Genomic DNA, 22,723 nt, shown 5'->3' on the forward strand with positions numbered 1-22,723 from the left:
GCGGCTCAGTCGAGCAGGTCGGGTTCGTCGGCGACGACGCGCGCGAACAGGCTGTCGAACGCATGCAGCGCGCCGTCGGGGCCGCCGATCTGGCCGTGCGTATGGCGCGCGGTCGCGTGATCGATCGGCTGCGGCGTGCCGGCCGCTTCGGCCAGCAACTGCGTGTGCGCGGCGTTGTCGAGCGCGATGTACCACCACGCGGCGGCCTCGACCGTCGGGCCGGCCGTCAGGATGCCGTGGTTCTTCAGGATCACGCCCTTGTGCGTGGTGCCGTCCGGCTTCGCGAGCGCCTCGGCGATCCGCGCGCCTTCGCTGGTGTCGACGACCATCCCCGTGAAATCGTCGAACAGCGCGTGATCCTCGTAGAACACGCACGCGTCCTGCGTGAGCGGATCGAGCGGGCGACCGAGCGTCGACCAGGCCTTGCCGTAGGTCGAATGCGTGTGCGCGGCGGCGACCACGTGCGGATGGGCTTCGTGGATCGCCGCATGGATCGCGAACGCGGCCTTGTTCAGCGGCCGCTGGCCGATCGCGGTTTCGCCGCGTGCGTTGACGAGCAGCAGGTCGGACACCTTGATCTGCGAGAAATGCACGCCGAGCGGGTTCACCCAGAAATGGTCGGGCAGCTCCGGATCGCGCGCGGTGATGTGGCCGGCGAGGCCCGACGCGAAGCCGAAGCGCGCGAACAGCCGGAACGCGGCTGCGAGCCGCTCCTGCCGGTGGCGGCGCTCGGCGGCCACGTCGATGCGCGGCGCGGGCGGATCGAACCAGAAGTGCTGGCGCGGGGTGTCGGCGAGCACGAGGCCCGATGCGGTACGGTTGGGGGGCGAAAGGACGGCGGACATGATCGCGTAGGGCTCCGTTGGGCTCAGGCGGCGCGGCGTGCCGCGTCGCGTTCGGCGACGGCGTTGCGCACGCGCGGAATCAGTTCGCGGCCGTAGTCGATCGCGTCTTCCAGCGGGTCGAAACCGCGGATCAGGAAGGTCGTCACGCCGAGGTCGTAGTAGTCGAGCAGCGCGTCGGCGACCTGTTCGGGCGTGCCGACGAGCGCCGTCGAATTCGAGCGCGCGCCGGTGAGCTTCGCGATCTCGGTCCACAGCCGCTTGTCGACGCGCGAGCCGCGCTCGGCCGCGGCGAGCAGGCGGCGCGCGCCTTCGCTCTGCTGCGGGCCGCCGGCGCCGAGTCCCGCCGCTTCGCGCAGCCGGCGCGTTTCGTCGAGGATGCGGTGCGCGCGCGCCCACGCTTCGTCCTCGGTCGCCGCGAGGATCGGGCGGAACGACACGGAGAAGCGCACCTGGCGGCCGTGCTTCGCGGCTTCGGCGCGTACGCGGGTCGTCAGGTCGCGCACCTGGTCGAGCGATTCGCCCCACAGCGCATAGACGTCCGCGTGCTTGCCGGCCACCGCGAGCGCGGCTTCCGACGCGCCGCCGAAGTAGATCGGCACATGCGGCTGCTGGAACGGCTTCACTTCCGAAAAGCCCTGCTTGAACCGGTAGTGCGCGCCGTCGTGATCGAACGGCTGCGTGTCCGTCCAGATCCGCCGCAGGATGCCCAGGTATTCGTCGGTGCGCGCATAGCGTGCGTCGTGATCGAGGAAATCGCCGTCGCGCTGCTGTTCGCTGTCCGAGCCGCCGGAGATGAAGTGCACGGCGAGCCGGCCGCGGCTGAACTGGTCGAGCGTCGCGATCTGCCGCGCGGCGAGCGTCGGCGCGGTGAAGCCCGGGCGATGCGCGAGCATGAAGTGGATGCGCTCGGTCGCGGCCGCCGCAAACGCGATCGTCAGCGTCGCCGACGGGCCGGTCGAGTGATGCGGCACGAGGATCCGGTCGAAGCCGGCCGTTTCGTGGGCGCGGGCAAAGTCGCGCACATAGTCGGGATCGACCACGGGGCCGGACGCCGGGTGGATTTCCGACTGCTTCTGGCTCTGGATCATGCCGATGAATTCGACGCTCATCTGGGTCTCCGGTGCAGGGACGTCCCGGCGCACGGCCGGGCAGGAATGGAGCGCAGGTTAACGCCGGGATCATGCGGAATGGAAATAATCAATCCCGATTTGAATATCAGATTTGCATGGTTTGGGGCCGCATGCGTTGCGCATACGCTATGGGCTCGCGAATGATCGGGCGCGCGTTGGCGCCGTTCTCGTCGCCGTGTCCGAACTACCCAGGGAATCCGTTTCGATGTCCGCCAGCCTTGCCGCTTCCTCGCCGCCACCGCAACCTGCGCTGCGCCTTCTGCCTGCCGATGCCGCCGGCACCGCCGACGTTGCGGACGCAGACGCCGACGGGACGAACGACGCGCGCCTCGCCGCGCGGCTCGAACACCTCGCCCCCGAACTCGCCGCCGATGCGGCCCGCAACGACGTCGACGGCCGTTTTCCGCACGAGAACTTCGCGCGGCTGCATCGTGCCGGGCTGATCGCGCAGGTCGTGCCGCGCGAGCACGGCGGCGCCGGGGCGACGCTGGCGCAGGCGAGCCGGATCGTCGCCGCCGTCGCGCGGGCCGATCCCGCCACCGCGCTGGTGCTGACGATGACGTACCTGCAGCATCGCGCGCTCGGCCGCGCCGACAACCGCTGGCCGGCGCAGGTGCGGCGCGCGGTGTTCGACAGCGCGGTCGCGCACGGTGCGCTGATCAATGCGCTGCGCGTGGAGCCGGCGCTCGGTTCGCCGTCGCGCGGCGGGCTGCCGGCGACCATCGCGCGCCGCGACGGCGACGGCTGGCGGCTCTCGGGCCACAAGCTGTACAGCACCGGCATTCCGGCGCTGCGCTGGCTGGCCGTGTGGGCGCGCACCGACGAGCCGACGCCGCGCGTCGGCGTGTTTCTCGTGCCGCGCGACCCTGACACCGACGGCGATCGCATTCGCGTGATCGAAAGCTGGAATCACCTCGGCCTGCGCGCGTCGGGCAGCCATGAAGTCGTGTTCGACGACGTGCCGCTGCCGGCCGATCATGCGGTCGACGTGCGTGCGCCGGACGCATGGGTCGTGTCGGCTGCCACGCACGCGGATGCCGACGCGCAGGCCGATCAGCAGGCGTGGATGGTCGCGCTGCTCGGCAGCCTGTACGACGCGGTGGCGCGTGCGTCGCGCGACTGGCTGGTCGAGTTCGCGACGACACGTGCGCCGAGCGGGCTCGGCGCACCGCTCGCGACGCTGCCGCGCGTGCAGGAAGCGGTCGGCGAAATCGAAGGCTGGCTGCACGCGAATCGCGTGCTGCTCGACGATCACATCGCGCGCACCGATGCGGGCAACGCGCCATCGGCGACGACCAGCGGTCTCGTCAAGCGGACCGTGACCGAGCAGGCGATCCGCACGGTCGAACAGGCGCTGAAGCTGTCGGGCAATCACGGGCTGAGCCGCGGCAATCCGCTCGAACGCCACTATCGCGACGTGCTGTGCAGCCGCGTGCATACGCCGCAGGACGATGCGATCGCGGTGGCGGCGGGGCGCGCGGCGCTCGACGCGGCGACGCCCGGCGCAACGAACGCGGCGGCGGGCGGAACGTCACGCGACGGGATCGAACGCGGCCGACGCGATGCGTGAACGGGGTCGCGTGGCCCCGCAGGTCATTCGGGCGGCGCGTTGCCGACGCCGCCCGGTGTGGTCACGCAGCCTGGTCGTGCGTCTGCTCGGCGACCGCGAACGCGGTCCGCGCATGCGCGGCGACGGCCGCGAGCGGCGCGTCGAAGCGGGCCGCATCGTGCCGGCGCAGCAGCCACAGGTCGATCTGCGGCTTGAAATCGGCGAGCGGCACGATGTCGAGCGCGTCGCGCAGCGGGCTGCCTTCGACGAGCGGCAACGGCATCAGCCCGAGGCCGAAGCCGTTCGCGACGCTCTGCAGTTGCAGGTCGCGGCCGTACGCATCGAGCGTGACCGGCATCGGCAGGCCCTGCGCGTCGAGCGCGCGCCGCAGGCCCGCACGAAAGCCGCAGCCGTCCGGATTGAGCACCCAGCCGCGCGCGTGGCAATCGGCGAGCCGGTAGCTGCGGCGCGGCCAGTCGCCCTTGCGGCCGACCGCGACGAGCCGTGTGGCCAGCAACCGAACGCCTTCGACCTGCGCCGGCAGCACCATCTCGCGCGCGAGGAAGACCAGCGCCGCCTCGAGTTCGCGGCGGGCGATGCGTTCGACGAGCTGGCCGCCCCATGCGGTCGTGACCTGCGTCGCGAGCGCGGGCCACTGCGCGCCGAGATCCGCGATGAGCGCCGGCAGCATCAGCTCGCCGAGCCCTTGCGTGAGCCCGATGCGGAATTCGCCGGCGGGCGGTTGCCCGCCGGCCGTCAGTTCGCGCAGCGCATCGACCTCGCGCAGGATCGCGCGACACTGGTCGAATACCTGCCGGCCGATGTCGGTCGGGCGTGGCGGTTTCGTGTTGCGGTCGAGCAGCGTCACGCCGAGCGCTTCCTCGAGATTCTGGACGCGCCGCGTGATCGCGGGCTGCGTCATCCCGAGCTCGGCTGCGGCCTGGCTCAGGGTCTGGCAGCGGACGACCGCTGCAAAAGCGTCGATATCGCTAATTTTCATGTTTGTTCTGCATGGTCTTTCGGGTGCATCATGACGATCCATCATATTCGGCATCATATTCGAGGAGACAGCCGATGAGTACGCTTTCGTTGCAACAGATGCCGCTGCGTCCGTTCGTCGAGGGTCTGGATGCGCTGCTCGCGTCCGGCGCGAACGAGGCGCGCATTCTCGACGAGGGCGGCGCGCTGCTCGCCGCGCTCGTCGAACACGACGACTGGTTGCCCGACGCGTTCGCGCAGCCCGATCCCGAGCGCTACCGGCAGTACCTGCTGCATCTCGACCCGGACGAGCGCTTCTCGATCGTCAGCTTCGTGTGGGGGCCCGGCCAGGCGACGCCGATCCACGACCACACGGTGTGGGGGCTGATCGGGATGCTGCGTGGCGGCGAGTTCTCGCAGCCGTACCGGTTCGACGCGGCCGGCAAGCCGGTGCCCGCGGGCGACGCCGTGCGGCTGCAGCCGGGCGAGGTCGAGGCCGTGTCGCCGCGCATCGGCGACGTGCATCGCGTGACCAACGCGTTCGCCGACCAGGTATCGATCAGCATCCACGTGTACGGCGCGAACATCGGCAAGGTCGAGCGCGCGGTGTACCTGGACGACGGGACCGTGAAGCCGTTCGTGTCGGGCTATTCGAATGCCTGACGTACAGCCCGCCGGCGTGGCCCGTTGCGGGTGCGCGCCGGCAGGGCGAAGATCGAGCCGTTCCGCTTCATTCACCGACTTCAACGTATTCAACATAGAGACATCGTGACGCAATCCGCCGATTCCATTTCCCGCTTTCCCGTCGCGTCGTACCAGGACGTACGCGCGCGCCTGCTGGCCCGTGACGAGATCGCGCTGATCGACGTACGCGAGGAAGATCCGTACGCGCAGGGCCATCCGTTGTGGGCCGCCAACTTTCCGTTGTCGAAGCTCGAACTCGACGCGTGGACCCGGATTCCGCGCCGCGACACGCCGATCGTCGTGTTCGGCGAAGCGGGCGGCGAGGATCTCGCACCGCGCGCGGCCGCCACGCTCGTGCGGCTGGGCTACACCGACGTGCGGCTGCTCGACGGCGGCCTCGCGGGCTGGGTCGCGGCGGGCGGCGAACTGTTCATCGACGTGAACGTGCCGAGCAAGTCGTTCGGCGAATGGGTCGAGGCCGAGCGCCATACGCCGTCGCTGTCCGCGCAGGAGGTGCAGGCGCTGCTCGACGCGAAAGCCGATGTGGTGATCGTCGATGCGCGCCGCTTCGACGAATACCAGACGATGAACATCCCGACGTCGACCAGCGTGCCGGGCGCGGAACTCGTGCTGCGCGTGCGGGCGCTCGCGCCGAATCCGCACACGCAGGTGATCGTCAACTGCGCGGGCCGCACGCGCAGCATCATCGGCACGCAGTCGCTCGTCAACGCGGGGCTGCCGAATCCGGTCGCCGCGCTGCGCAACGGCACGATCGGCTGGACGCTGGCCGGCCAGACGCTCGAGCGCGGCGCGGCGCGCCGCTTTCCGGACGAGATCGACGCGGCGCAGCGCGCCGATGCGCGTCGGGCCGCCCGCGCAGTGGCCGAGCGCGCCGGCGTGCCGCGTATCGCGCTGGCCGACGTCGCGGCGCTCGACGAACCGGGCCGCACGCTGTATCGCTTCGACGTGCGTACGCCGGAGGAATACGAAGCCGGCCATCTGCCGGGCTTCCTGAGCACGCCGGGCGGGCAGCTCGTGCAGGAGACCGACCATCATGCGGCCGTGCGCGGCGCGCGGATCGTGCTGGCCGACGACGACGGCGTGCGCGCGGACATGACCGCGTCGTGGCTCGCGCAGATGGGCTGGGACGTGCGCGTCGTCGAGCCGGCCGGCACCGCGGCATTCGCCGAGCGCGGCCAGCCGCCGCGCGACGTGCCGGCAACGCCGCCCGCGACCGACGTGTCGCCCGCGACGCTCGCCGGCTGGCTGAAGGAGGCCGCGCCGGGCGAGCTCGCGATCGTCGACGTGACGGCCAGCGCGAACTACGTGAAGCGTCATATTCCGGGCGCGTGGTTCGCGGTGCGCGCCCAACTGCGCGACGCGCTGGCCGCGATTCCGCCCGCGAAGCGCTACGTGTTCACGTGCGGATCGAGCCTGCTGGCACGGTTCGCGGCGGACGATGCGCGCGCGCTGCTGCCGGAGTCGGCCGACATCCGGGTGCTGACCGGCGGCACGGCCGCGTGGATCGACGCCGGGCTGCCGCTGGAGAGCGGCGAGACCCGTCTCGCGTCGCCGCGCGTCGACCGCTACCGGCGCCCGTACGAAGGCACCGACAACGCGGCCGCCGCGATGCAGGCGTATCTCGACTGGGAATACGGGCTCGTCGACCAGTTGAAGCGGGACGGCACGCACCACTTCAACGTGATCTGACCGACGCGGGGCGACCGGCTGCGGCGCGTCGTGCGCCGCGCCCGGTCACGATGCGGATCGGCGCTTCGTATCAGCGCGTGAACGTATCGACGGCCGTGCGGCCGACGGCCGGATCGTCGGTGAAGAAGCCGTCGATGCCGGCGCGCAGGTACGCCTGGATCTCGCGCACCGAGCCGGCCGTGTTGCGCGTGGCCGGCGTGCCGCCGTCCTTCAGCGACGCGGGCAGGAAGTTGTTCTCCGGACGGAACGTGTACGGATGCACGACGAGGCCGGCCTCGTGCGCATAGCGCACGTACGGCGTCGGCTGCTGCAGCGTGCCGTCCGCGGCGACCGCGATGATCGACGTCTTGTACGGCCCGACGCCGTTCGCGTAGGTCGCGATCTCGCGCATGCCGTCGCGCGTCGACAGGTCGCCGTAGGTGCGCGTGTCGTTCGCCTTCACGAAGTCGTACGGGCGCTGCTGCGCTTCGTCCATCAGCTGCACGAGCTTCCAGTTCGGCTGGCTCGACTTGATCCGGTTGCGGATCGCCTTCAGGTTCGCGACTTCGAACGACTGGATGTAGACGGTCGCCGTGCGCGACGTGTACGCATCCTTCAGCAGCGCGTCGACGAGGCGGTCCTCGAGCGGCAGGCCGATCGACTGGAAGTAGGTCGGATGCTTGGTCTCCGGATACAGGTGGATCGTGCGGCCGGTCTGCGCGGACATCTGCTTCGCGAGCGCGACGATCTCGTCGAACGTCGGAATCTCGAACTGGTCGTTGTACGCGGTGTTGGCGGGGCGCACCTGCGGAATCCGCTCGCGCGCCCGCAGCGTCTTCAGCTCGGCGAGCGTGAAATCCTCGGTGAACCAGCCGGTCAACTGCGCGCCGTCGATCGTCTTGGTCGCCTTGCGGCTCGCGAACTGCGGCAGCGTCGACACGTTCGTCGTGCCCGAGATCTCGTTCTCGTGGCGCGCGACCAGCACGCCGTCGCGGGTCGACACGAGGTCGGGCTCGATCACGTCCGCGCCGTCCTCGATCGCCTTGCGGTACGACGCCAGCGTGTGTTCGGGGCGCAGCGCGCTCGCGCCGCGATGGCCGACCACCTGGACCTTCGCGGAAATCGGCTGCGTGGGATCGCGCGTCAGATCGTCGTCGCCGCCGCACGCGGCGAGCAGGAACGTGGCGGCGCAGGCGAACGGGAGGTAGCGCAGGGAGGTCGGGCGCTTGAGGAGCATGTCGATGAACCTTCGAAACGGAGTCGGAAAAGAGGGCGCTCGCGCCGGTGGCCGGGCAGGGCGCCGGGCTACGCGGAATCGAACGGTGCGCGATCGTCGCACCGAATGATTACATATGTATTACTTCGACCTTTCCGTTCGTTTTTCGGCGGCGAGGCACGCGCCAGGCGGTTGATCCGGGGCTTGCCCGCCCCGCATTCCGGCCGCCTCGGGCTGCCCGCGCGCCGGATGCACTAAACTTGCGGGAATTTTGCATCGCCGCCGCGGGGCCGACGCCCGCCTGGCGCGACGATGCGGCGACTCGCGGGCCGGCGCGGGCGCCCGGCGCCCGTGTGCGTCCGGGCCCGCGCCGGCCGATTTTTTCCGACCCATGACGACCCATACCGATCCCGCCTATCTGCTCGGCGAGCTGCTGAAGAACGTTTCCCGCTCCTTCTACCTGACGCTGCGCGTGCTGCCCGACGGCATGCGCGACCCCGTCGGCCTCGCGTATCTGCTCGCGCGCGCGGCCGACACGATCGCCGACACGGCGCTCGTCGCGCCCGACCGCCGCGCGGCGCTGCTGACCGACCTGCGCGACGACATCGAGCGGCTCGGCGACGGCGTGGCGCTGTCGCGTTCGCTCGAGGACGTGACGCGGATGCAGACCGATTCGCACGAGCACGTGCTGCTCGGCTCGATGGAGCCGATGCTCGCGCTGCTGCGCGCGCAACCGGAGGCCGATCGCGCGTCGATCCGCAAGGTCGTCGCGACGCTCACCGCGGGGATGGAATTCGACCTGCGCACGTTTCCGGACGAGCAGTCGGGGCAGGTCGCGTCGCTGCCGACCCGCGACGTGCTCGACCGCTACACGTATCTCGTCGCGGGCTGCGTCGGCGAGTTCTGGACCGACATGACGGGTGCGCACACGCGCGCCGCGCGCGGCTGGGATCTGCCGGACATGCGCGAGAAGGGCATTCGTTTCGGCAAGGCGCTGCAGATGACCAACATCCTGCGCGACTGCGCGAAGGACTTGCGCATCGGTCGCTGCTACCTGCCCGACGACGTGCTGCGCGCACACGGGCTCGTCGTGGCCGACCTGATGCAGCCAGAAGCATCGGAACGTGCGCGCGGCGTGCTGGTCGACCTGCTGCGCGTCGCACTCGACCAGTATCGTGACGCCTGCCTGTATACGCTCGCGATCCCGCGCCGCTTCGTGCGGCTGCGGCTCGCGTGCCTGTGGCCGATCATGATCGGCCTCGAAACGCTCGAACTGCTGGCCGGCCACGATGCGTGGCTCGACCCGGCGAAGCCGGCCAAGGTGCCGAGAAAGCGCATCTACCGGATCATGGCGGCGTCGCTTGCGCTGGTCGGTTCGAACACGGCGATCCGCGCGCGTCTGACCGCGCTCGCCGATGCGGTGTCCGCGCGGCTCGCGCGCCCCGCAGCGCAGCACTGAAGCGCGCCGGCGCGACAGGCGCCGGCATCGCTTCCGGCCCGCGTTCGCCGGGCCGTTCCCGTCCAGTCTCCGGCACGCCGACTAAAACGTTTTCATGATTTCGTGTCTCGAAATGTGGGTGTCACGAACGTCAGCGATCCTGCGCGGCGGCGTGAATCGCGGCGTCAGCTTCGATCGCGCATTTGTAAGATGATTTTTTGCCGAAGGCGTCTGACGACATCGGACGGTCGTGTTGCACCCGTAAAAATGTAAAGCTAGGGTTTTCACCGGGAAATGCCGGAAAGGCCCGCCGCACAAGCATTTCGAGGTGTTATGTAACCGTTTGGTGAACCCGCGCGTTGCGTCGATCATACGATGACCGACTGCTCGTATTGGGAAACAATTGGTAATCCGTCAGAATCGCGTCGGCATGTACTCGCACATGTGTCAGTCATAAAACCACACCAGAAAAGAAATCATTCTTTGAGGACGGAGAATCAATGAAAAAGCGCGTCGCTTTCGCCATGACGGCAGTGGGCCTTGCAGCCGCTACCGCCGCCCACGCCCAGAGCAGCGTGACCCTGTACGGTATCGTCGACAACGGTCTGGCATACCAGAACAACGCAGCCCCGTCGACGGGCGCGACGACCGGCGGTCACTCGAAGGTGTCGATGTCCAGCGGCGTATGGGCGGGCAGCCGCTTCGGCCTGAAGGGCAGCGAAGATCTCGGTGGCGGCACGAAGGCGATCTTCCAGTTGGAAGCGGGTGTGAACTCCGCGACCGGTGCATCGCAATGGACGGGCGGTATCTTCACCCGCCAGGCATGGGTCGGTATGACGAACCAGGCGTACGGTACGCTGACGGCCGGCCGTCAGTACACGGCGTACTACACGCTGCTGTCGCCGTATAGCCCGACGACGTGGCTGACGGGCGCATACGGCGCGCACCCGGGCGATATCGATTCGCTGGATACCAGCTACCGCGCGAACAACTCGCTCGTCTACATGTCGCCGAAGTTCTACGGCTTCACGGTCGGCGGTTCGTACTCGTTCGGCGGCGTGCCGGGCAGCGTGAATCGCGGCTCGACGTGGAGCGCGGCGGTCCAGTACCTGAATGGCCCGGCAGGCATCGCGGTCGGCTACCAGAAGGTCAACAACTCGACGCTCGGCGGCGGCGCGTGGGGCGACAACTCGACGGTCACGAGCGGCGGCCAGCCGGCGGTGTCCGCGATCAACAACGGTTACCAGACGGCGCAGTCGCAGCAGCGCATCGGCGTGACGGCCGGCTACCAGTTCACGCCGGCGTGGGACGTGTCGGCGTCGTACACGAACGTCAAGTACACGCCGGGGATCGGCTCGGTGTTCCACAACAGTGCGATCTTCAACACGGCTGGCGCCGTGCTGCACTGGAAGGCAGCGGCTCAGTGGGACTTCGCAGTGGGCTACTCGTACACGGCGGCGACGCAGTCGAACGGCATCACGAGCGCGGCCAAGTACCATCAGGTCACGCTGTCGCAGTACTACAGCCTGTCGAAGCGCACGGGCCTGTACGCACTCGAGGCTTACCAGCACGCGTCCGGCAATACGCTGAGCAAGGCTGGCACCATCCAGGCAGCGACGACGCAAATCGGCGACGGCGTGGCGGCAGGTTCGAAGCAGAACCAGATCGCTGTCGGCGTCGGCATGATCCACCGCTTCTGATGTCGCGCGGCGCGCAAGCGCCGCTCACGGCATGCGGTATGAAAAAACCGGCCTTCGGGCCGGTTTTTCCGTTTACGTCGCGAGCCGATGCACGATGCGTCGTGTCGGATCACTGATCGATCGGCGACTTCAGCGGCTGATGCTCGCCCGTCAGCCCGAACACGACGAGCTGCGCGGGTTCGGTCGCGCTCGCGTTGCGCGACACCTGATGGCGCGAGCCGGGCGGCTCGTACCAGCCTTCACCGGCGCGATAGCGGCGCAGCGGGCCGCCGTTCACCTGCGACAGCACTTCGCCTTTCGACACGACGGCGAACACCGAGCCGAGATGCTTGTGCGCGTCGGAGGCCTGGCCGGGCGCATAGTCGACGGTCGCGACGACGACGCGCTTGGCCGGCGCTTCGGGCACCGCCTGCTGCATGATCGCGTGCACGCTGTCGCCGGCGTCGTGCGCGTGGGCGCCGGCCGGCAGTGCCGCGGCGAGCGCGAGCCCGGCGTACAGCGCCACGCGAGGGCGCGGAGAGCGGATCATCGTCGGCTCCTTACTCGGGCATCTTGCGGAATGCGATCGCGAAGCGGTTCCACGAGTTGATCGTCGCGATCAGCATCGACAGGTCGAACAGTTCCTCGTCGGTGAAATGCGGCTTCACGGCTTCCCAGACGGCGTCGGGCACATGATTGCTGGCCACCAGCGTCAGCGCCTCGGTCCATTCCAGCGCCGCGCGTTCGCGCTCGGTGAAGAACGGCGTTTCGCGCCACGTGACGACGGTCGCGAGACGGCGATCGGTTTCGCCGCCCTTGCGCGCGTCGGTCGTGTGCATGTCGACGCAGAACGCGCAGCCGTTGATCTGCGACGCGCGCAGGCGGACGAGTTCGGCGAGCGGCTTCTCGATCGAGCTTTTCGCGAGGAATTCCTCGGCATTGCGCATCACCTTGATGGCATTCGGGCTGGCGGCATAGAAGTTCAGGCGCGGTTGCATGGCAGGTCCTTTTCGGTCGGGTTGCGCCAGGGTGGCGCGACAGGACCTACTTTAGGACGTGCACTGGCCTGCTTGAATAGCCAATTCCATCGAAATTCAGGTAACCAGTGGTGACCCGCCCGCGATGCCGGCATCCAGCAGCGCGGCCAGCTTCGCGAGCGCGGTGTCGATGCGCAGCGCGTCGATCCCGCCATAGCCGAACAGCAGCCCGGGGCGCACCGGCACGCCCACGTGGAACGCCGAGATCCCGTACAGGCCGACGTCCTGCGCTCGCGCCGCGCGGACCAGCGCCGCTTCGTCGAGCCCCGGCTTCAGGTGCGCGGCGAGATGGATGCCGGCGGTCGGCACGATCGCGTCGAACCACGGCGCGAGCGCGCCGCGCAAGTGTGCGATCAGCATCTTGCGGCGCGCGTCGTAGTGCTTCTGCACGCGTTTCAGGTGCCGCGCGAAATCGCCTTCGTGCATGAAGCGGGCGAGCGCCGCCTGCGTGAGCGTGCAGGTGTGCCAGTCGACGATCTGCTTCGCCTTGGCCAGCGCGCCGCGCAGCGCGCGCGGCGGAATCGCGTAGCCGATCCGCAGCTCGGGAAAGATCGTCTTCGAAAACGTGCCGACGTACGCGACGAGGCCCGTGCGGTCGAGGCTCTTCAGCGATTCGACCGGCCGGCCTTCGAAGCGGAATTCGCCGTCGTAGTCGTCCTCGATAATCACCGCGCGGCGGCGCTGCGCCCATTCGAGCAGCGCGACGCGGCGCTCGAGCGTCATCGGCATGCCGAGCGGGAACTGGTGCGACGGCGTCACGTAGACGAGCCGCGCGTCGTCGGGCAGCCGGTCCGTGACGAGGCCCTGCGCGTCGACCGGCACGCCGATCACCGTCGCGCCGAGCGACGCGAACGCGGCGCGCGCGGGCGGATAGCCGGGATCCTCGACCGCGACGACGTCGCCCGGCCGCACGACCACGCGCGCGAGCAGGTCGAGCGCCTGTTGCGCGCCTTGCGTGACGAGCACGTCGTCCCAGCTGCAGGCGACCGCGCGGCTGAAGGCGACGTAGCGCGCGATCGCACCGCGCAACTGCGGGTCGCCGGCCGGATCGTGATACTGGCCGGGGCCGCGCGCCTGCTGGCGCAGTGCGTGATGCAGGCAGCGCCGCCATGCGTCGAACGGGAACAACGTCTTGTCGGTCACGCCGCCGCGAAAGTCGAAGCCGGGCGAGTCTTGCGGCGTGGGCATCGCGAGCGCGTCGGGCAGCGCGTTCCACAGCGCGCGCGCATCGACCGCGTCGATGCGCGGCACGTCGTCGACGATCGACGGCGCCGACATCGCGGCGGCGTGCGGCACGCGCGCCAGGCCGTCGGCGACGAACGTGCCGTCGCCGGCGCGGGTATTCAGGAAGCCCTCGGCCACCAGTCGCTCGAACGCGTCGAGCGTCGTCTTGCGCGACACGCCGAGCTGTTTCGCGAGGTCGCGCGTCGACGGTAGCCGCGCGCCGCCTTCGAGACGCCCGTCGACGATCGCGGTGCGCAGTTGCCGGAAGATTTGCCCCGTCAGGTCGTGACGGCCTTCGATGCGGATCGCGATGTCCATCGCAGTGGTTACCTCGATTCGTGTGATTTCGCGTGGATCAGCATACCGGAAGTCCGGCGCGCTAGCGGCGGTTCGACGGCTCGCCGCCGCAGCCGCCCTCGCCGGATTGGACCGCCGCCCGCCGCTGCCTTACGATCGACGACACCGTCACCGTCACCGTGGAGCGACCTCATGCTGTCCGAAGACGAACTGGCGCTGCTCGACGCGATCCGCGCCACCGGCAGCCTGTCGCGCGCCGCCGCACGGCTCGGCAAGGCGCCGTCGACGGTGTCGCACGCGGCGCGCCAGCTCGAAACGCGCTTCGACGCGCTGCTGTTCGACCGGCGCGGCTACCGGCTGCAGCTCACGCCGGCCGGGCAATTGCTGGCCGACGAGGCCGCGCGGCTGGCGCTCGACGTCGCCCGGCTGACGCAGCGCGTGCGGCAGGTCGCGAGCGGCTGGGAGGACCGGCTGTGGATCGTCAGCGACGAGGTGCTGGAGTTCGATACGCTTCTGCCGGTCGTCCGCGCATTCGATGCGCTCGATTCCGGCGTGTCGCTGCGCTTCACGCACGAGGTGCTCGGCGGCACCTGGGAAGCGTTGCGCGACGGCCGCGCGGACCTGGTCGTCGGCGCGACCAACGAGCCGCCGGCGATTCCGGGCTTCAAGTGGTTCGAACTCGGCGCGATGGAGTGGGTGTTCGCGGTGTCGCCGCGCCACCCGCTGGGGTCCGCGAGCGGGGTGCTGACGCGCGATGCGATCGGCGCGCACCGCGCGGTCGTCGTCGCCGATTCGTCGCGGCGGGCCGGTCGCGCGTATGGCCTGCTCGGCGGGCAGGCGGTGCTCGCGGTGCCGTCGATGCGCGCGAAGATCCTCGCGCAGCGCGATGCGCTCGGCGTCGGCTGGGTGCCGCGCCGGTGCGTCGCGTCGCTGCTCGCGCGCGGCGAACTGGTCGAGAAGCCGACGGCCGACCCGCGCGAGCCGAACCGGCTGTACGTCGCGTGGCACGGCGACCGCGATGGCCGCGCGCTGCAATGGTGGCTGGAGCAACTGCGCGAGCCGCGACTCGCGCAGCGGCTGCTCGACGGGATCGACGTGGTCGGCTGAGCACGCTCGGGCCAACATGTTCGACGTTTTCGAACATGTCCGTCGCGCCCGTCGTACGGCAACGCCGCGCGCCGCGCGCATCCTGTGTTCACGGTCAACTCACCGGTTCACAGGAGAACATCATGCAACGCTTCGAAGGAAAGACGGTCCTCGTCACGGGCGGCAACAGCGGCATCGGCCTGGCGGCCGCCAAGGGATTCGCGGCCGAAGGCGCGCGGGTCGTCATCACCGGGCGCGACGCCGAAACGCTGGAAGCCGCCCGTCAAACGCTCGGCGAAGGCGCGCTCGCGATTCGCAACGAAGCCGGCAGCGTCGCGTCGGCGCGCGCGCTGGCCGACGCGCTCGCCACCGCCGGCGTGCGGCTCGACGCCGTATTCGTCAACGCGGGCGTCGCGAAACTCGCGCCGTTCGCCGACAGCGACGAAGCGATGTGGGATCTCGTGTTCAACACCAACGTGAAGGGCGCGTATTTCCAGATCCAGTCGCTCGTGCCGCTGCTGAATCGCGGCGCATCGATCGTGATCAACGGCTCGATCAACGCGCATATCGGGATGCCCGGCTCGTCGGTGTACGCGGCGAGCAAGGCGGCCGTCAATTCGTTCGCGAAGACGCTGTCGACGGAACTGCTGCCGCACGGCGTGCGCGTGAACGTGGTGAGCCCGGGGCCCGTGCAGACGCCGCTGTACGGCAAGCTCGGCCTCGATGCGGCGACGCTCGACGCGACGGCCGACAAGATCAAGGGCCTCGTGCCGATCGGCCGGTTCGGCACGCCGGACGAAATCGCGTCGACGGTGCTGCACCTGAGCGCGCCGGAATCCGCGTTCATCGTCGGCGCGGAGATCATCGCGTCGGGCGGGATGGGGTTGCTCTGACGGGCGACACGGGCGGGGCCGTCACCGGCGTTGCGATGCCGGGCGATCGGCCCCGCACCCGTGGCTATCGGGCAGTGCAGGCGCCGCGCGAGTCGTCGCCGGTTTGCAACTGCGTCACCGTCAGCCCCGCGAACGTCGCGCGGCCTTGCTCGGCGAACACGGCCACGCGATCCGCATCGCGCGGCGGAAAGATCAGGTCCGTCAGTGCGACGCGGCCGCCGTTCGCGAATACTTCGACCGACCCGCGATCGACGACGATCTCGAGCCGCAGTTGCCCGCGTTCGAGCGGCAGATCGACGATGTGCTCGCGGCTGAACGTGCCGGCGAAATTCGCTTCGCCGGATCGCGCGCGGTCGAGCGTCAGCGTGCGCTTCGCGGTGTCGTACACGATCCGGGTGCCGATCGAGCCGTCGGCCGAGCGCCGGACGATCAGGCCCGCGCGTGCGGCACGCTGCGGCGAGATCGTCACCGTGATGCGCTGGACGACACCGCGTGTGGCGGCCGATAGCGGTCGGGTAGCGGAGTCGACCGTCAGGTCGCCTTCATGCACGGCCGGCCGGCCGTCGGCCCATGCGTCGAACGCGGCGGCGGGCGCGACGATGAGGGTCGGCTCGCCGTCGATCGCCTTCAGCGACAGTTCGCGCGGCAGCGTGGTTGCGCCACGCCATGGCGTGGTCGGTACCTTGGCCGCGTAATCCCAGTTGCTCATCCATGCGATCGCGACCGGCCGGGCCCCCGGTGCGCCGGAGAACGTGCCGGCCGCATAGAAGTCGGCGCCATGGTCGACCCAGCGGAACTGCGCGGGATCGGAGCCCGCCGGCGCGACGCGGTCGGGCGTAAACGTGCGGCCGTCGAAATCGCCGACGAAATACATGGCGCCGGAACCGCCCGCGATCGACCACGGATTCACGTTGACGATCATCACCCACTTGATTCGCTTCGGATCGCCGTCGAGCGGCAGCGGTATGAGGTCCGGCATTTCCCACAGCGCGCCCGCATGCGGCACGTCCGGCAGCGTGAAGTCGCTCAGGAACGACCAGTGGATCAGGTCGTCGGAACGATAGAGCTTCACGACCTGCGCATCGGCGACGACCGTCGTCATCAGCCAGTAGCCGCCCGCCGCATACCACGACACTTTCGGGTCACGAAATTCCTTCGATTCGGGATCGAGCGTCAGCACCGGGTTGTGCGCATACGGCTGCCAGGTCGTGCCATGATCGAGGCTGTACGCGAGCGACTGCGCCTGGATGCCGGGCGCGTGACCCGAGCCGGGCTTGTAGACGCTCGTGTAAAGCGCGACGAGCGGCGTGTGACCCGGCGTGCCGAGGCCGGACGTGTTCAGGGTGTCGGCGACGATCGAGCCCGAGAAGATTTCCTCGGTGGCGCTCGCGCGCATCGCGACCGGCTGCTCGCGCCAGTGGACGAGATCGGTGCTGGTCGCGTGCCCCCACGACATGTTGCCCCAGTCGTTGCCGAGCGGGTTGTACTGATAGAACAGGTGATAGCGGCCGTTCTCGTAGACGAGCCCGTTCGGATCGTTCATCCAGTTGCGCTGCGGCGTGTAGTGGAGGGCGGGCCGCCATTGCGGCGTGCCGGTTTCGGGCGGCGCGTGGCACGGGGCGGCGACGACCTGCGTGCAGGCCAGGCAGGCGAACAGCAGGCGAACGAGCCGGACGGAACAGCGGAAAAACGTCGATTTCATGCGGGGCCGGGCGCTTCGTCGGGCGAAGCGGGTATGGAGTGCACCTGCCGCCTGTACCGACGACATGCGCAAAGGTCAAAAGAAACGGCGGAAGAAAAAGAGGAGGCGCACACGCGACACGCGCGATACGCGCCTCCCGAACCTCGTGCCTTGATTGACGATCGTTATCGTGGTCTGGCCTGAATACGCTGGCCGTTGCCGTCAGTTGTGACCGGCCCCCGTCGCCGGCAGGTTCGCCGGGATGTCGCCGTAGCCGCCGAGGCCGGCGCGCCCATACGCGCGGTCGACCGCCGTCGACGTGCCGTTGATGTTCACCTTCACCGTCGGCGCGAGCGTGCCGCCGCGGCGCGGGCCGATCGCATCGATGAACGACTCGACGAGCCCGCCCGGCATCACGTAGTGCGAATACGACTGGAATTCGCGCGGATTCTGGTTCGGGTCCTGCGCATACGGTGCGCCGGCCGGCGCGGAGAAGTCGGTCGGGTTGCCGAGCACGAGGCCGCTGCCGCCGTTCAGCGGCAGGAAGTCGCTGCGGATGCCGTTGCCGACGAAGCCGTACACGCCGTCCGGGCCGTCGACGCCGGCCGCCATCGTCGTGCGGTGGCTGATCGTGAACAGGTAGTACTTGCCGTCCTTCAGATAGATCTGCGGACGCTCGGTCTGGTCGTCGACGCAGTTCGCCGACAGGATCGGCGGCAGGAACTTCCATTCGGTCAACTGCGGGTTGGTCGCGACCGCGAGGCCGACATTGGCCTTTTGATACACTGCGCCCGAATTCATCACCGCGTTGAGATCTTCACGGTTCGGATCGTTCGGCGCGTAGCCGAGATCGGCATCGGTGCAGGTGCGTGCGCCGCGCGGGCCGCCGGTGTTGCCTTCGAACACCATGTAGGTCTTGCCCGGATGCGCGGGGTCGGTGAACACGAACGGATCGCGGAACGAGAAGTAGGTGTTCTGCTGGCCGGTCTGGTAGTAGTGGCCGTCCGGTTCCAGCAGCGCCTTGTGATCGTCGAAGCCGGTGAACCACACGTGCTTGTCGTCGGCGTGGATGTGGCCGTCGGCGCGCGTGATGATCGCCTGCGGCGGCGTGATGTCGGCGCCGCCGGGCGCCGAGCGGTTGAACGACGTCGCGGTGTAGTAGAGGCTGACGTTGCTGCCGTTCGTGAGGCGCGCGGAACCCGACCATTCGGCGTTGTTGGTCATCGGCGCGGTGCCGAACACCCGGGCGCTCGCGCCGTCCGGGAACAGATGGCCGCCCCAGGTCCAGCCGCCGTTCGCGGGGCGCTGCGACGCGGGGATGCCTGCGCGGCGATAGAAGAAGCCGATGCGGGCGTGGACGTGACGGTCGTCGAACGTGTAGCCCGCGTGCGGATCGGCGGTGAGCGAGAAGATCACCTCCCAGCCCTTGTAGCTGAGCTGGTTCGCTTGCAGGTCGGCCAGCGGCCACGTGTCCCACACCCACACGTTCGAATTGATCAGCGGGAAATCCTGCGGGATGTCCGGCATCGTCAGCGCCTGCGGCAGCGAGTTCCTGTCGGCGCCGGCAGTGTGCGATTGCGCGACGATCTGGCGGATGTCCGCCCGCGTCCAGCGCATCGTGAAGTTGCCCTCGGGATCGTAGGCTTGCTGGGTATGGGGCGTGGGCACGGGCGCGCCCGTGCCGCCGGACTGCGCGTGCGCGACGGACGCGAGGGCGGCGAGTGCGCCGCCAGCGAGCAGCAGACGTTTGGCCGCGACCGGACGGAAAAGGGGAAAGTATGTCATCTCGTCGTCGTTTCCTGGGAAGGTGAAAGTGAACGGCTGAGTGGGCATCGATGTCCAAACCGGTTTGGATGCTATTTCAAACCGGTTTGGAACGCAAAAGATATTTATTTGACGGTAATCGTTACCAATTGGAAATAATTACCCGGTCGGCGCGTCCCGGGCTTCGGGCAGCCGGGCGGATCGACGCATGCGAGGAATGACGGTGAAGGTGAATCTGAAGGCGCTGTCGGACGCGCTCGGTCTGTCGCGGACGACGGTCAGCCGCGCATTGAACGGTTACGACGACGTCAGCGAGGCGACGCGCGAGCGCGTGGCGAAGGCCGCGCGGGAAATGGGCTACGTGGCCGATCCGACCGCGCGCCGGCTCGCGACCGGGCGGGCCGACATGATCGGGATCGTCTATCCGTTCGGCGCGGGCGATCTCGGCGATCCGCGGTTCGGCGAAGTCGTCGCGGGCATCACCGAGCGGCTCGCCGAGCGCAATCTCGATTTCATCATCGCGTCCGCGCGGCCGAACGCGGAGCTGGACACCTATCGGCGGATCGTCGACGGCAAGCTCGTCGACGGGCTGATCGTCGCGCGCACGCGGGTCGACGATCCGCGTATCGCGTACCTGCAAGGGAGCGCGTTTCCGTATGTCGCGTACGGCCGCACGCAGACGGCCGGCCCGTATGCGTGGTTCGACTTCGACAACGAGGCGGGCGCGCGCGACGCGGTGCGCCGGCTGATCGGCTTCGGGCATCGGCGCATCGCGATGATCAGCGCGCCGCTGGCGCTGAATTTCGCCGCGCAGCGGCGCGCCGGTTATCTGTCGGCCTTGCGCGAAGCCGGGATCGACGCGGATCCGGCGCTGCTCGTCGAGTGCGCGTTCACGCACGACGGCGGGCTGCAGGCGGCGCGGGCGTTGCTCGCGCGGGCCGAGCCGCCGACGGCGCTGCTGGTCGACAACAACATCGCGGGCGGCGGCGCGTTTCGCGCGTTGGTCGACGGCGGACTGCGCCTGGGCGCGGACATGTCGCTGATCGTCTACGACGGCGTGCCGCCCGATCTCGCGCATCCGTATCGCGTCACGGCGGTCGTCCAGCCGACCGGGCATGCATCGGGGCGCGCGCTCGCGGAACTGATGCTGCGGCTGCTGGACGACGGTGTGCACGACCACCGGCTCGAGGCGCCGGCCATCGAGGCGGGCGACACGGACGGACCGGTGCGCGGGTAGCCCGCCCGGCGACGGCGGCGAGGCAACGGCGGGCGCGACCGGACTGCGCCCCCGTCCCAAAGGCCATGACGACGGCAGGGGCGAACGCGCATTCTTCTAGACGACCGGTCTAATCCAGCGCTATCATCCGTCCTCAAGCGTGCGGCGACGTCTCCGGCGGGCTCAAGCAGGGGACGCCGTCGTTTTATTTCGGCCGCTTCTAGACGACTGGTCTAATAGGCGTATATCGCATGCGGATGAATGAATCGCACGTTGCCGCGCGCCGGCGGACTAACCGACAGGCGTGGCGCGCCGACGTGCGGCCCCGTTCCCCCGTTCATTTTCGAAGGAGTGTCCGATCATGAAGATCCTGGTTGTCCTGACCTCGCACGACACGCTCGGCGACACCGGCAAGAAGACCGGCTTCTGGCTCGAGGAACTGGCCGCGCCGTACTACACGTTCAAGGACGCGGGCGTCGAGTTGACGCTGGCGTCGCCGAAGGGCGGCCAGCCGCCGCTCGACCCGAAAAGCAGCGATCCGACCGCGCAGACCGACGCGACGCGCCGCTTCGACGCCGATGCGGCGGCCAAGGCCGAACTCGCGTCGACGCGCAAGCTGGCCGAGGTATCGGCGGACGACTACGACGCGCTGTTCTACCCGGGTGGCCATGGCCCGCTGTGGGATCTCGCCGAGGATCTGCATTCGATCGGTCTGATCGAGCGTGCGCTCGCGGCCGGCAAGCCGGTCGCGGCGGTCTGCCATGCGCCGGGCGTGCTGCGCCACGTGAAGAACCCGCAGACCGGCGAATCGGTCGTGCGCGGCAAGCGCGCGACGGGATTCACCAACAGCGAGGAGGCGGCCGTCGAGCTGACCGAAGTCGTGCCGTTCCTCGTCGAGGACATGCTGAAGACCAACGGCGCCGAATTCGAGCGCAGCGCCGACTGGGCGCCGCATGTCGTCACCGACGGGCTGCTGATCACCGGGCAGAACCCCGCATCGTCGGCGCCCGCGGCCGAGGCGCTGCTCGCGAAGCTCGGCCATCGCTAACCGCATGGCGCCGGCCGGGCCGGCGCCGCGTCCTTGCCGTCGCCGGGCGCTGCCGGCCCGCCGACGGCCCGCATCGTTGCGTCGTGCGCACCGCGCGGCGCATTCCCAGCCGTTTTGCAGAACCAAGCAAAGGAGTCGTGGATGTCTGCCCTGTTCGAACCGTTCAAACTCAAGGATGTCACGCTGCGCAACCGCATCGCGGTGCCGCCGATGTGCCAGTACGTCGCCGAAGACGGCGTCGTCAACGACTGGCATCACGTGCATCTGGCCGGCATCGCGCGCGGCGGCGCGGGCCTCGTGATCGCGGAGGCGACCGCCGTGTCGCCGGAAGGCCGCATCACGCCGGGCTGCGCCGGGTTGTGGAACGACGTGCAGGCCGAGGCGTTCGCGCCGTCGGTCGCGGCGATCAAGGCGGCCGGCGCGGTGCCGGGCATCCAGATCGCGCACGCGGGCCGCAAGGCGAGCGCGAACCGCCCGTGGGAAGGCGACGACCATATCGCCGACGGCGATCCGCGCGGCTGGCAGACCATCGCGCCGTCGGCCGTGCCGTTCGGCGCGCATCTGCCGAAGGTGCCGCGTGAAATGACGCACGACGACATCGCCCGCGTGCAGGCCGACTTCGTCGCGTCGGCGCAGCGCGCACGCGACCTCGGTTTCGAATGGCTGGAACTGCACTTCGCGCACGGCTATCTCGGCCAGAGCTTCTTCTCGGTGCATTCGAACCAGCGCACCGACGAATACGGCGGTTCGGCCGAAAACCGCGGCCGTTTCCTCGTCGACACGCTGGCCGCCGTTCGCAAGGTCTGGCCCGAGCATCTGCCGCTGACCGCGCGCCTCGGCGTGATCGAATACGACGGCCGCGACGAAGAGACGCTCGCCGAGTCGATCGCGCTCACGCAGCGGATGAAGCGGGAAGGGCTCGACATGCTGAGCGTGTCGGTCGGCTTCTCGACGCCCACCGCGCAGATTCCGTGGGGCCCGGCGTTCCTCGCGCCGATCGCCGAGCGCGTGCGCCGCGAGGCCGGGCTGCCGGTGTCGTCCGCGTGGGGGATCGACACGCCGCAACTGGCGAACCGCGTGGTGGCGGAACAGCAACTCGATCTCGTGATGGTCGGCCGCGCGCACCTGGCCGATCCGCACTGGCCGTACTACGCGGCCAAGCAGCTCGGCGTCGAGCGTCCGTCGTGGACGCTGCCCGCGCCGTACGCGCACTGGCTCGAACGCTACCGGGTCGCGGACAAGGTGGCGTAAGCGGGGGCACGTCGACGC

At 69.3% G+C, this 22,723-nt stretch carries 19 protein-coding genes; 10 read left to right on the forward strand and 9 right to left on the reverse strand.

The genetic code is table 11. From position 1 onward, the window contains the following. Nucleotides 1-5: 5 nt before the first annotated feature. Nucleotides 6-845 carry a class II aldolase/adducin family protein gene (locus H0X95_RS13825; RefSeq protein WP_006482666.1) on the reverse strand — a complete coding sequence of 280 codons (840 nt, stop codon included), beginning with the start codon at nt 843-845 and terminating at the stop codon, nt 6-8. A 23-nt stretch (nt 846-868) separates the two neighbouring features. After that, nucleotides 869-1,954, reverse strand: coding sequence for an LLM class flavin-dependent oxidoreductase (locus H0X95_RS13830; protein WP_034202405.1), 1,086 nt, complete (start codon nt 1,952-1,954; stop codon nt 869-871). 226 nt (nt 1,955-2,180) lie between these two features. Between H0X95_RS13830 and H0X95_RS13835 the strand changes: the two genes are divergently transcribed. Further along, complete coding sequence (locus H0X95_RS13835) at nt 2,181-3,545, forward strand: acyl-CoA dehydrogenase family protein (protein ID WP_196446083.1); 1,365 nt, start codon at nt 2,181-2,183, stop codon at nt 3,543-3,545. Nucleotides 3,546-3,606: 61 nt separating this feature from the next. Here the strand turns inward: H0X95_RS13835 and H0X95_RS13840 are convergent, their stop codons facing one another. Continuing rightward, nucleotides 3,607-4,581, reverse strand: coding sequence for a LysR family transcriptional regulator (locus H0X95_RS13840; protein WP_179148648.1), 975 nt, complete (start codon nt 4,579-4,581; stop codon nt 3,607-3,609). 17 nt (nt 4,582-4,598) lie between these two features. On the opposite strand from H0X95_RS13840, the gene H0X95_RS13845 reads away from it, so the two are divergent. Both H0X95_RS13845 and H0X95_RS13850 read left to right on the forward strand, forming a co-directional pair. Further along, a complete protein-coding gene (locus tag H0X95_RS13845; protein WP_125331928.1) occupies nt 4,599-5,165 on the forward strand; it encodes a cysteine dioxygenase in 567 nt (188 codons plus the stop codon). A gap of 105 nt (nt 5,166-5,270) precedes the next feature. Further along, nucleotides 5,271-6,896 carry a rhodanese-related sulfurtransferase gene (locus H0X95_RS13850; protein ID WP_080322724.1) on the forward strand — a complete coding sequence of 542 codons (1,626 nt, stop codon included), beginning with the start codon at nt 5,271-5,273 and terminating at the stop codon, nt 6,894-6,896. 70 nt (nt 6,897-6,966) lie between these two features. On the opposite strand, the gene H0X95_RS13855 is transcribed toward H0X95_RS13850, so the two are convergent. Then, nucleotides 6,967-8,112: a glycerophosphodiester phosphodiesterase gene (locus H0X95_RS13855; protein ID WP_080322725.1), complete on the reverse strand. Its 1,146-nt coding sequence runs from the start codon at nt 8,110-8,112 to the stop codon at nt 6,967-6,969. A gap of 370 nt (nt 8,113-8,482) precedes the next feature. Between H0X95_RS13855 and H0X95_RS13860 the strand changes: the two genes are divergently transcribed. After that, nucleotides 8,483-9,550 carry a phytoene/squalene synthase family protein gene (locus H0X95_RS13860; protein ID WP_059723358.1) on the forward strand — a complete coding sequence of 356 codons (1,068 nt, stop codon included), beginning with the start codon at nt 8,483-8,485 and terminating at the stop codon, nt 9,548-9,550. Nucleotides 9,551-10,029: 479 nt separating this feature from the next. Continuing rightward, entirely contained in the window at nt 10,030-11,229 is a 1,200-nt protein-coding gene (locus tag H0X95_RS13865; RefSeq protein ID WP_006494947.1) for a porin, read from the forward strand. A gap of 109 nt (nt 11,230-11,338) precedes the next feature. Here the strand turns inward: H0X95_RS13865 and H0X95_RS13870 are convergent, their stop codons facing one another. The 3 genes from H0X95_RS13870 to pdxR all read right to left on the reverse strand — a co-directional run bounded on the left by H0X95_RS13870 (nt 11,339) and on the right by pdxR (nt 13,787). After that, a complete protein-coding gene (locus H0X95_RS13870; RefSeq protein WP_048985543.1) occupies nt 11,339-11,758 on the reverse strand; it encodes a cupin domain-containing protein in 420 nt (139 codons plus the stop codon). A gap of 10 nt (nt 11,759-11,768) precedes the next feature. Continuing rightward, on the reverse strand, nt 11,769-12,206 hold the full coding sequence (locus tag H0X95_RS13875; protein WP_006479143.1) for a carboxymuconolactone decarboxylase family protein: 438 nt from the start codon (nt 12,204-12,206) through the stop codon (nt 11,769-11,771). A gap of 96 nt (nt 12,207-12,302) precedes the next feature. Next, nucleotides 12,303-13,787 carry a MocR-like pyridoxine biosynthesis transcription factor PdxR gene (gene pdxR, locus H0X95_RS13880; RefSeq protein WP_006485811.1) on the reverse strand — a complete coding sequence of 495 codons (1,485 nt, stop codon included), beginning with the start codon at nt 13,785-13,787 and terminating at the stop codon, nt 12,303-12,305. 171 nt (nt 13,788-13,958) lie between these two features. On the opposite strand from pdxR, the gene H0X95_RS13885 reads away from it, so the two are divergent. Together H0X95_RS13885 and H0X95_RS13890 are read left to right on the forward strand one after the other, a co-directional pair. Beyond that, nucleotides 13,959-14,873, forward strand: coding sequence for a LysR family transcriptional regulator (locus tag H0X95_RS13885; RefSeq protein WP_196446084.1), 915 nt, complete (start codon nt 13,959-13,961; stop codon nt 14,871-14,873). A 122-nt stretch (nt 14,874-14,995) separates the two neighbouring features. Further along, nucleotides 14,996-15,745: an SDR family oxidoreductase gene (locus H0X95_RS13890; protein ID WP_048985538.1), complete on the forward strand. Its 750-nt coding sequence runs from the start codon at nt 14,996-14,998 to the stop codon at nt 15,743-15,745. A 64-nt stretch (nt 15,746-15,809) separates the two neighbouring features. On the opposite strand, the gene H0X95_RS13895 is transcribed toward H0X95_RS13890, so the two are convergent. Both H0X95_RS13895 and H0X95_RS13900 read right to left on the reverse strand, forming a co-directional pair. Then, on the reverse strand, nt 15,810-17,447 hold the full coding sequence (locus H0X95_RS13895; RefSeq protein WP_196446085.1) for a glycoside hydrolase family 32 protein: 1,638 nt from the start codon (nt 17,445-17,447) through the stop codon (nt 15,810-15,812). Between the two features lie 201 nt (nt 17,448-17,648). After that, nucleotides 17,649-19,211 carry a glycoside hydrolase family 68 protein gene (locus H0X95_RS13900; protein ID WP_060212381.1) on the reverse strand — a complete coding sequence of 521 codons (1,563 nt, stop codon included), beginning with the start codon at nt 19,209-19,211 and terminating at the stop codon, nt 17,649-17,651. A 187-nt stretch (nt 19,212-19,398) separates the two neighbouring features. Between H0X95_RS13900 and H0X95_RS13905 the strand changes: the two genes are divergently transcribed. From H0X95_RS13905 to H0X95_RS13915, 3 genes are all read left to right on the forward strand, one after another. Beyond that, the gene (locus H0X95_RS13905) at nt 19,399-20,427 is read left to right on the forward strand and encodes a substrate-binding domain-containing protein (protein WP_059723364.1); all 1,029 of its coding nucleotides are present in this window, start codon (nt 19,399-19,401) and stop codon (nt 20,425-20,427) included. 340 nt (nt 20,428-20,767) lie between these two features. After that, a complete protein-coding gene (locus H0X95_RS13910) occupies nt 20,768-21,454 on the forward strand; it encodes a type 1 glutamine amidotransferase domain-containing protein (protein ID WP_006481723.1) in 687 nt (228 codons plus the stop codon). 141 nt (nt 21,455-21,595) lie between these two features. After that, nucleotides 21,596-22,705: an NADH:flavin oxidoreductase/NADH oxidase gene (locus H0X95_RS13915; protein WP_006485651.1), complete on the forward strand. Its 1,110-nt coding sequence runs from the start codon at nt 21,596-21,598 to the stop codon at nt 22,703-22,705. Nucleotides 22,706-22,723: the final 18 nt, after the last annotated feature.

It is taken from the genome of Burkholderia sp. 9779_493, assembly GCF_015712215.1.
In the GTDB taxonomy this organism is placed as follows: Bacteria; Pseudomonadota; Gammaproteobacteria; order Burkholderiales; family Burkholderiaceae; genus Burkholderia; species Burkholderia cenocepacia.

What these genes read in the sequence shown, in the direction of transcription:
- H0X95_RS13825 (WP_006482666.1), bottom strand. Translation starts at nt 845, where the DNA reads ATGTCCGCCGTCCTTTCGCCCCCCAACCGTACCGCATCGGGCCTCGTG.
- H0X95_RS13830 (WP_034202405.1), bottom strand. Translation starts at nt 1,954, where the DNA reads ATGAGCGTCGAATTCATCGGCATGATCCAGAGCCAGAAGCAGTCGGAA.
- H0X95_RS13835 (WP_196446083.1), top strand. Translation starts at nt 2,181, where the DNA reads ATGTCCGCCAGCCTTGCCGCTTCCTCGCCGCCACCGCAACCTGCGCTG.
- H0X95_RS13840 (WP_179148648.1), bottom strand. Translation starts at nt 4,581, where the DNA reads ATGATGCCGAATATGATGGATCGTCATGATGCACCCGAAAGACCATGC.
- H0X95_RS13845 (WP_125331928.1), top strand. Translation starts at nt 4,599, where the DNA reads ATGAGTACGCTTTCGTTGCAACAGATGCCGCTGCGTCCGTTCGTCGAG.
- H0X95_RS13855 (WP_080322725.1), bottom strand. Translation starts at nt 8,112, where the DNA reads ATGCTCCTCAAGCGCCCGACCTCCCTGCGCTACCTCCCGTTCGCCTGC.
- H0X95_RS13860 (WP_059723358.1), top strand. Translation starts at nt 8,483, where the DNA reads ATGACGACCCATACCGATCCCGCCTATCTGCTCGGCGAGCTGCTGAAG.
- H0X95_RS13865 (WP_006494947.1), top strand. Translation starts at nt 10,030, where the DNA reads ATGAAAAAGCGCGTCGCTTTCGCCATGACGGCAGTGGGCCTTGCAGCC.
- H0X95_RS13870 (WP_048985543.1), bottom strand. Translation starts at nt 11,758, where the DNA reads ATGATCCGCTCTCCGCGCCCTCGCGTGGCGCTGTACGCCGGGCTCGCG.
- H0X95_RS13875 (WP_006479143.1), bottom strand. Translation starts at nt 12,206, where the DNA reads ATGCAACCGCGCCTGAACTTCTATGCCGCCAGCCCGAATGCCATCAAG.
- pdxR (WP_006485811.1), bottom strand. Translation starts at nt 13,787, where the DNA reads ATGGACATCGCGATCCGCATCGAAGGCCGTCACGACCTGACGGGGCAA.
- H0X95_RS13885 (WP_196446084.1), top strand. Translation starts at nt 13,959, where the DNA reads ATGCTGTCCGAAGACGAACTGGCGCTGCTCGACGCGATCCGCGCCACC.
- H0X95_RS13890 (WP_048985538.1), top strand. Translation starts at nt 14,996, where the DNA reads ATGCAACGCTTCGAAGGAAAGACGGTCCTCGTCACGGGCGGCAACAGC.
- H0X95_RS13895 (WP_196446085.1), bottom strand. Translation starts at nt 17,447, where the DNA reads ATGAAATCGACGTTTTTCCGCTGTTCCGTCCGGCTCGTTCGCCTGCTG.
- H0X95_RS13900 (WP_060212381.1), bottom strand. Translation starts at nt 19,211, where the DNA reads ATGACATACTTTCCCCTTTTCCGTCCGGTCGCGGCCAAACGTCTGCTG.
- H0X95_RS13905 (WP_059723364.1), top strand. Translation starts at nt 19,399, where the DNA reads ATGCGAGGAATGACGGTGAAGGTGAATCTGAAGGCGCTGTCGGACGCG.
- H0X95_RS13910 (WP_006481723.1), top strand. Translation starts at nt 20,768, where the DNA reads ATGAAGATCCTGGTTGTCCTGACCTCGCACGACACGCTCGGCGACACC.
- H0X95_RS13915 (WP_006485651.1), top strand. Translation starts at nt 21,596, where the DNA reads ATGTCTGCCCTGTTCGAACCGTTCAAACTCAAGGATGTCACGCTGCGC.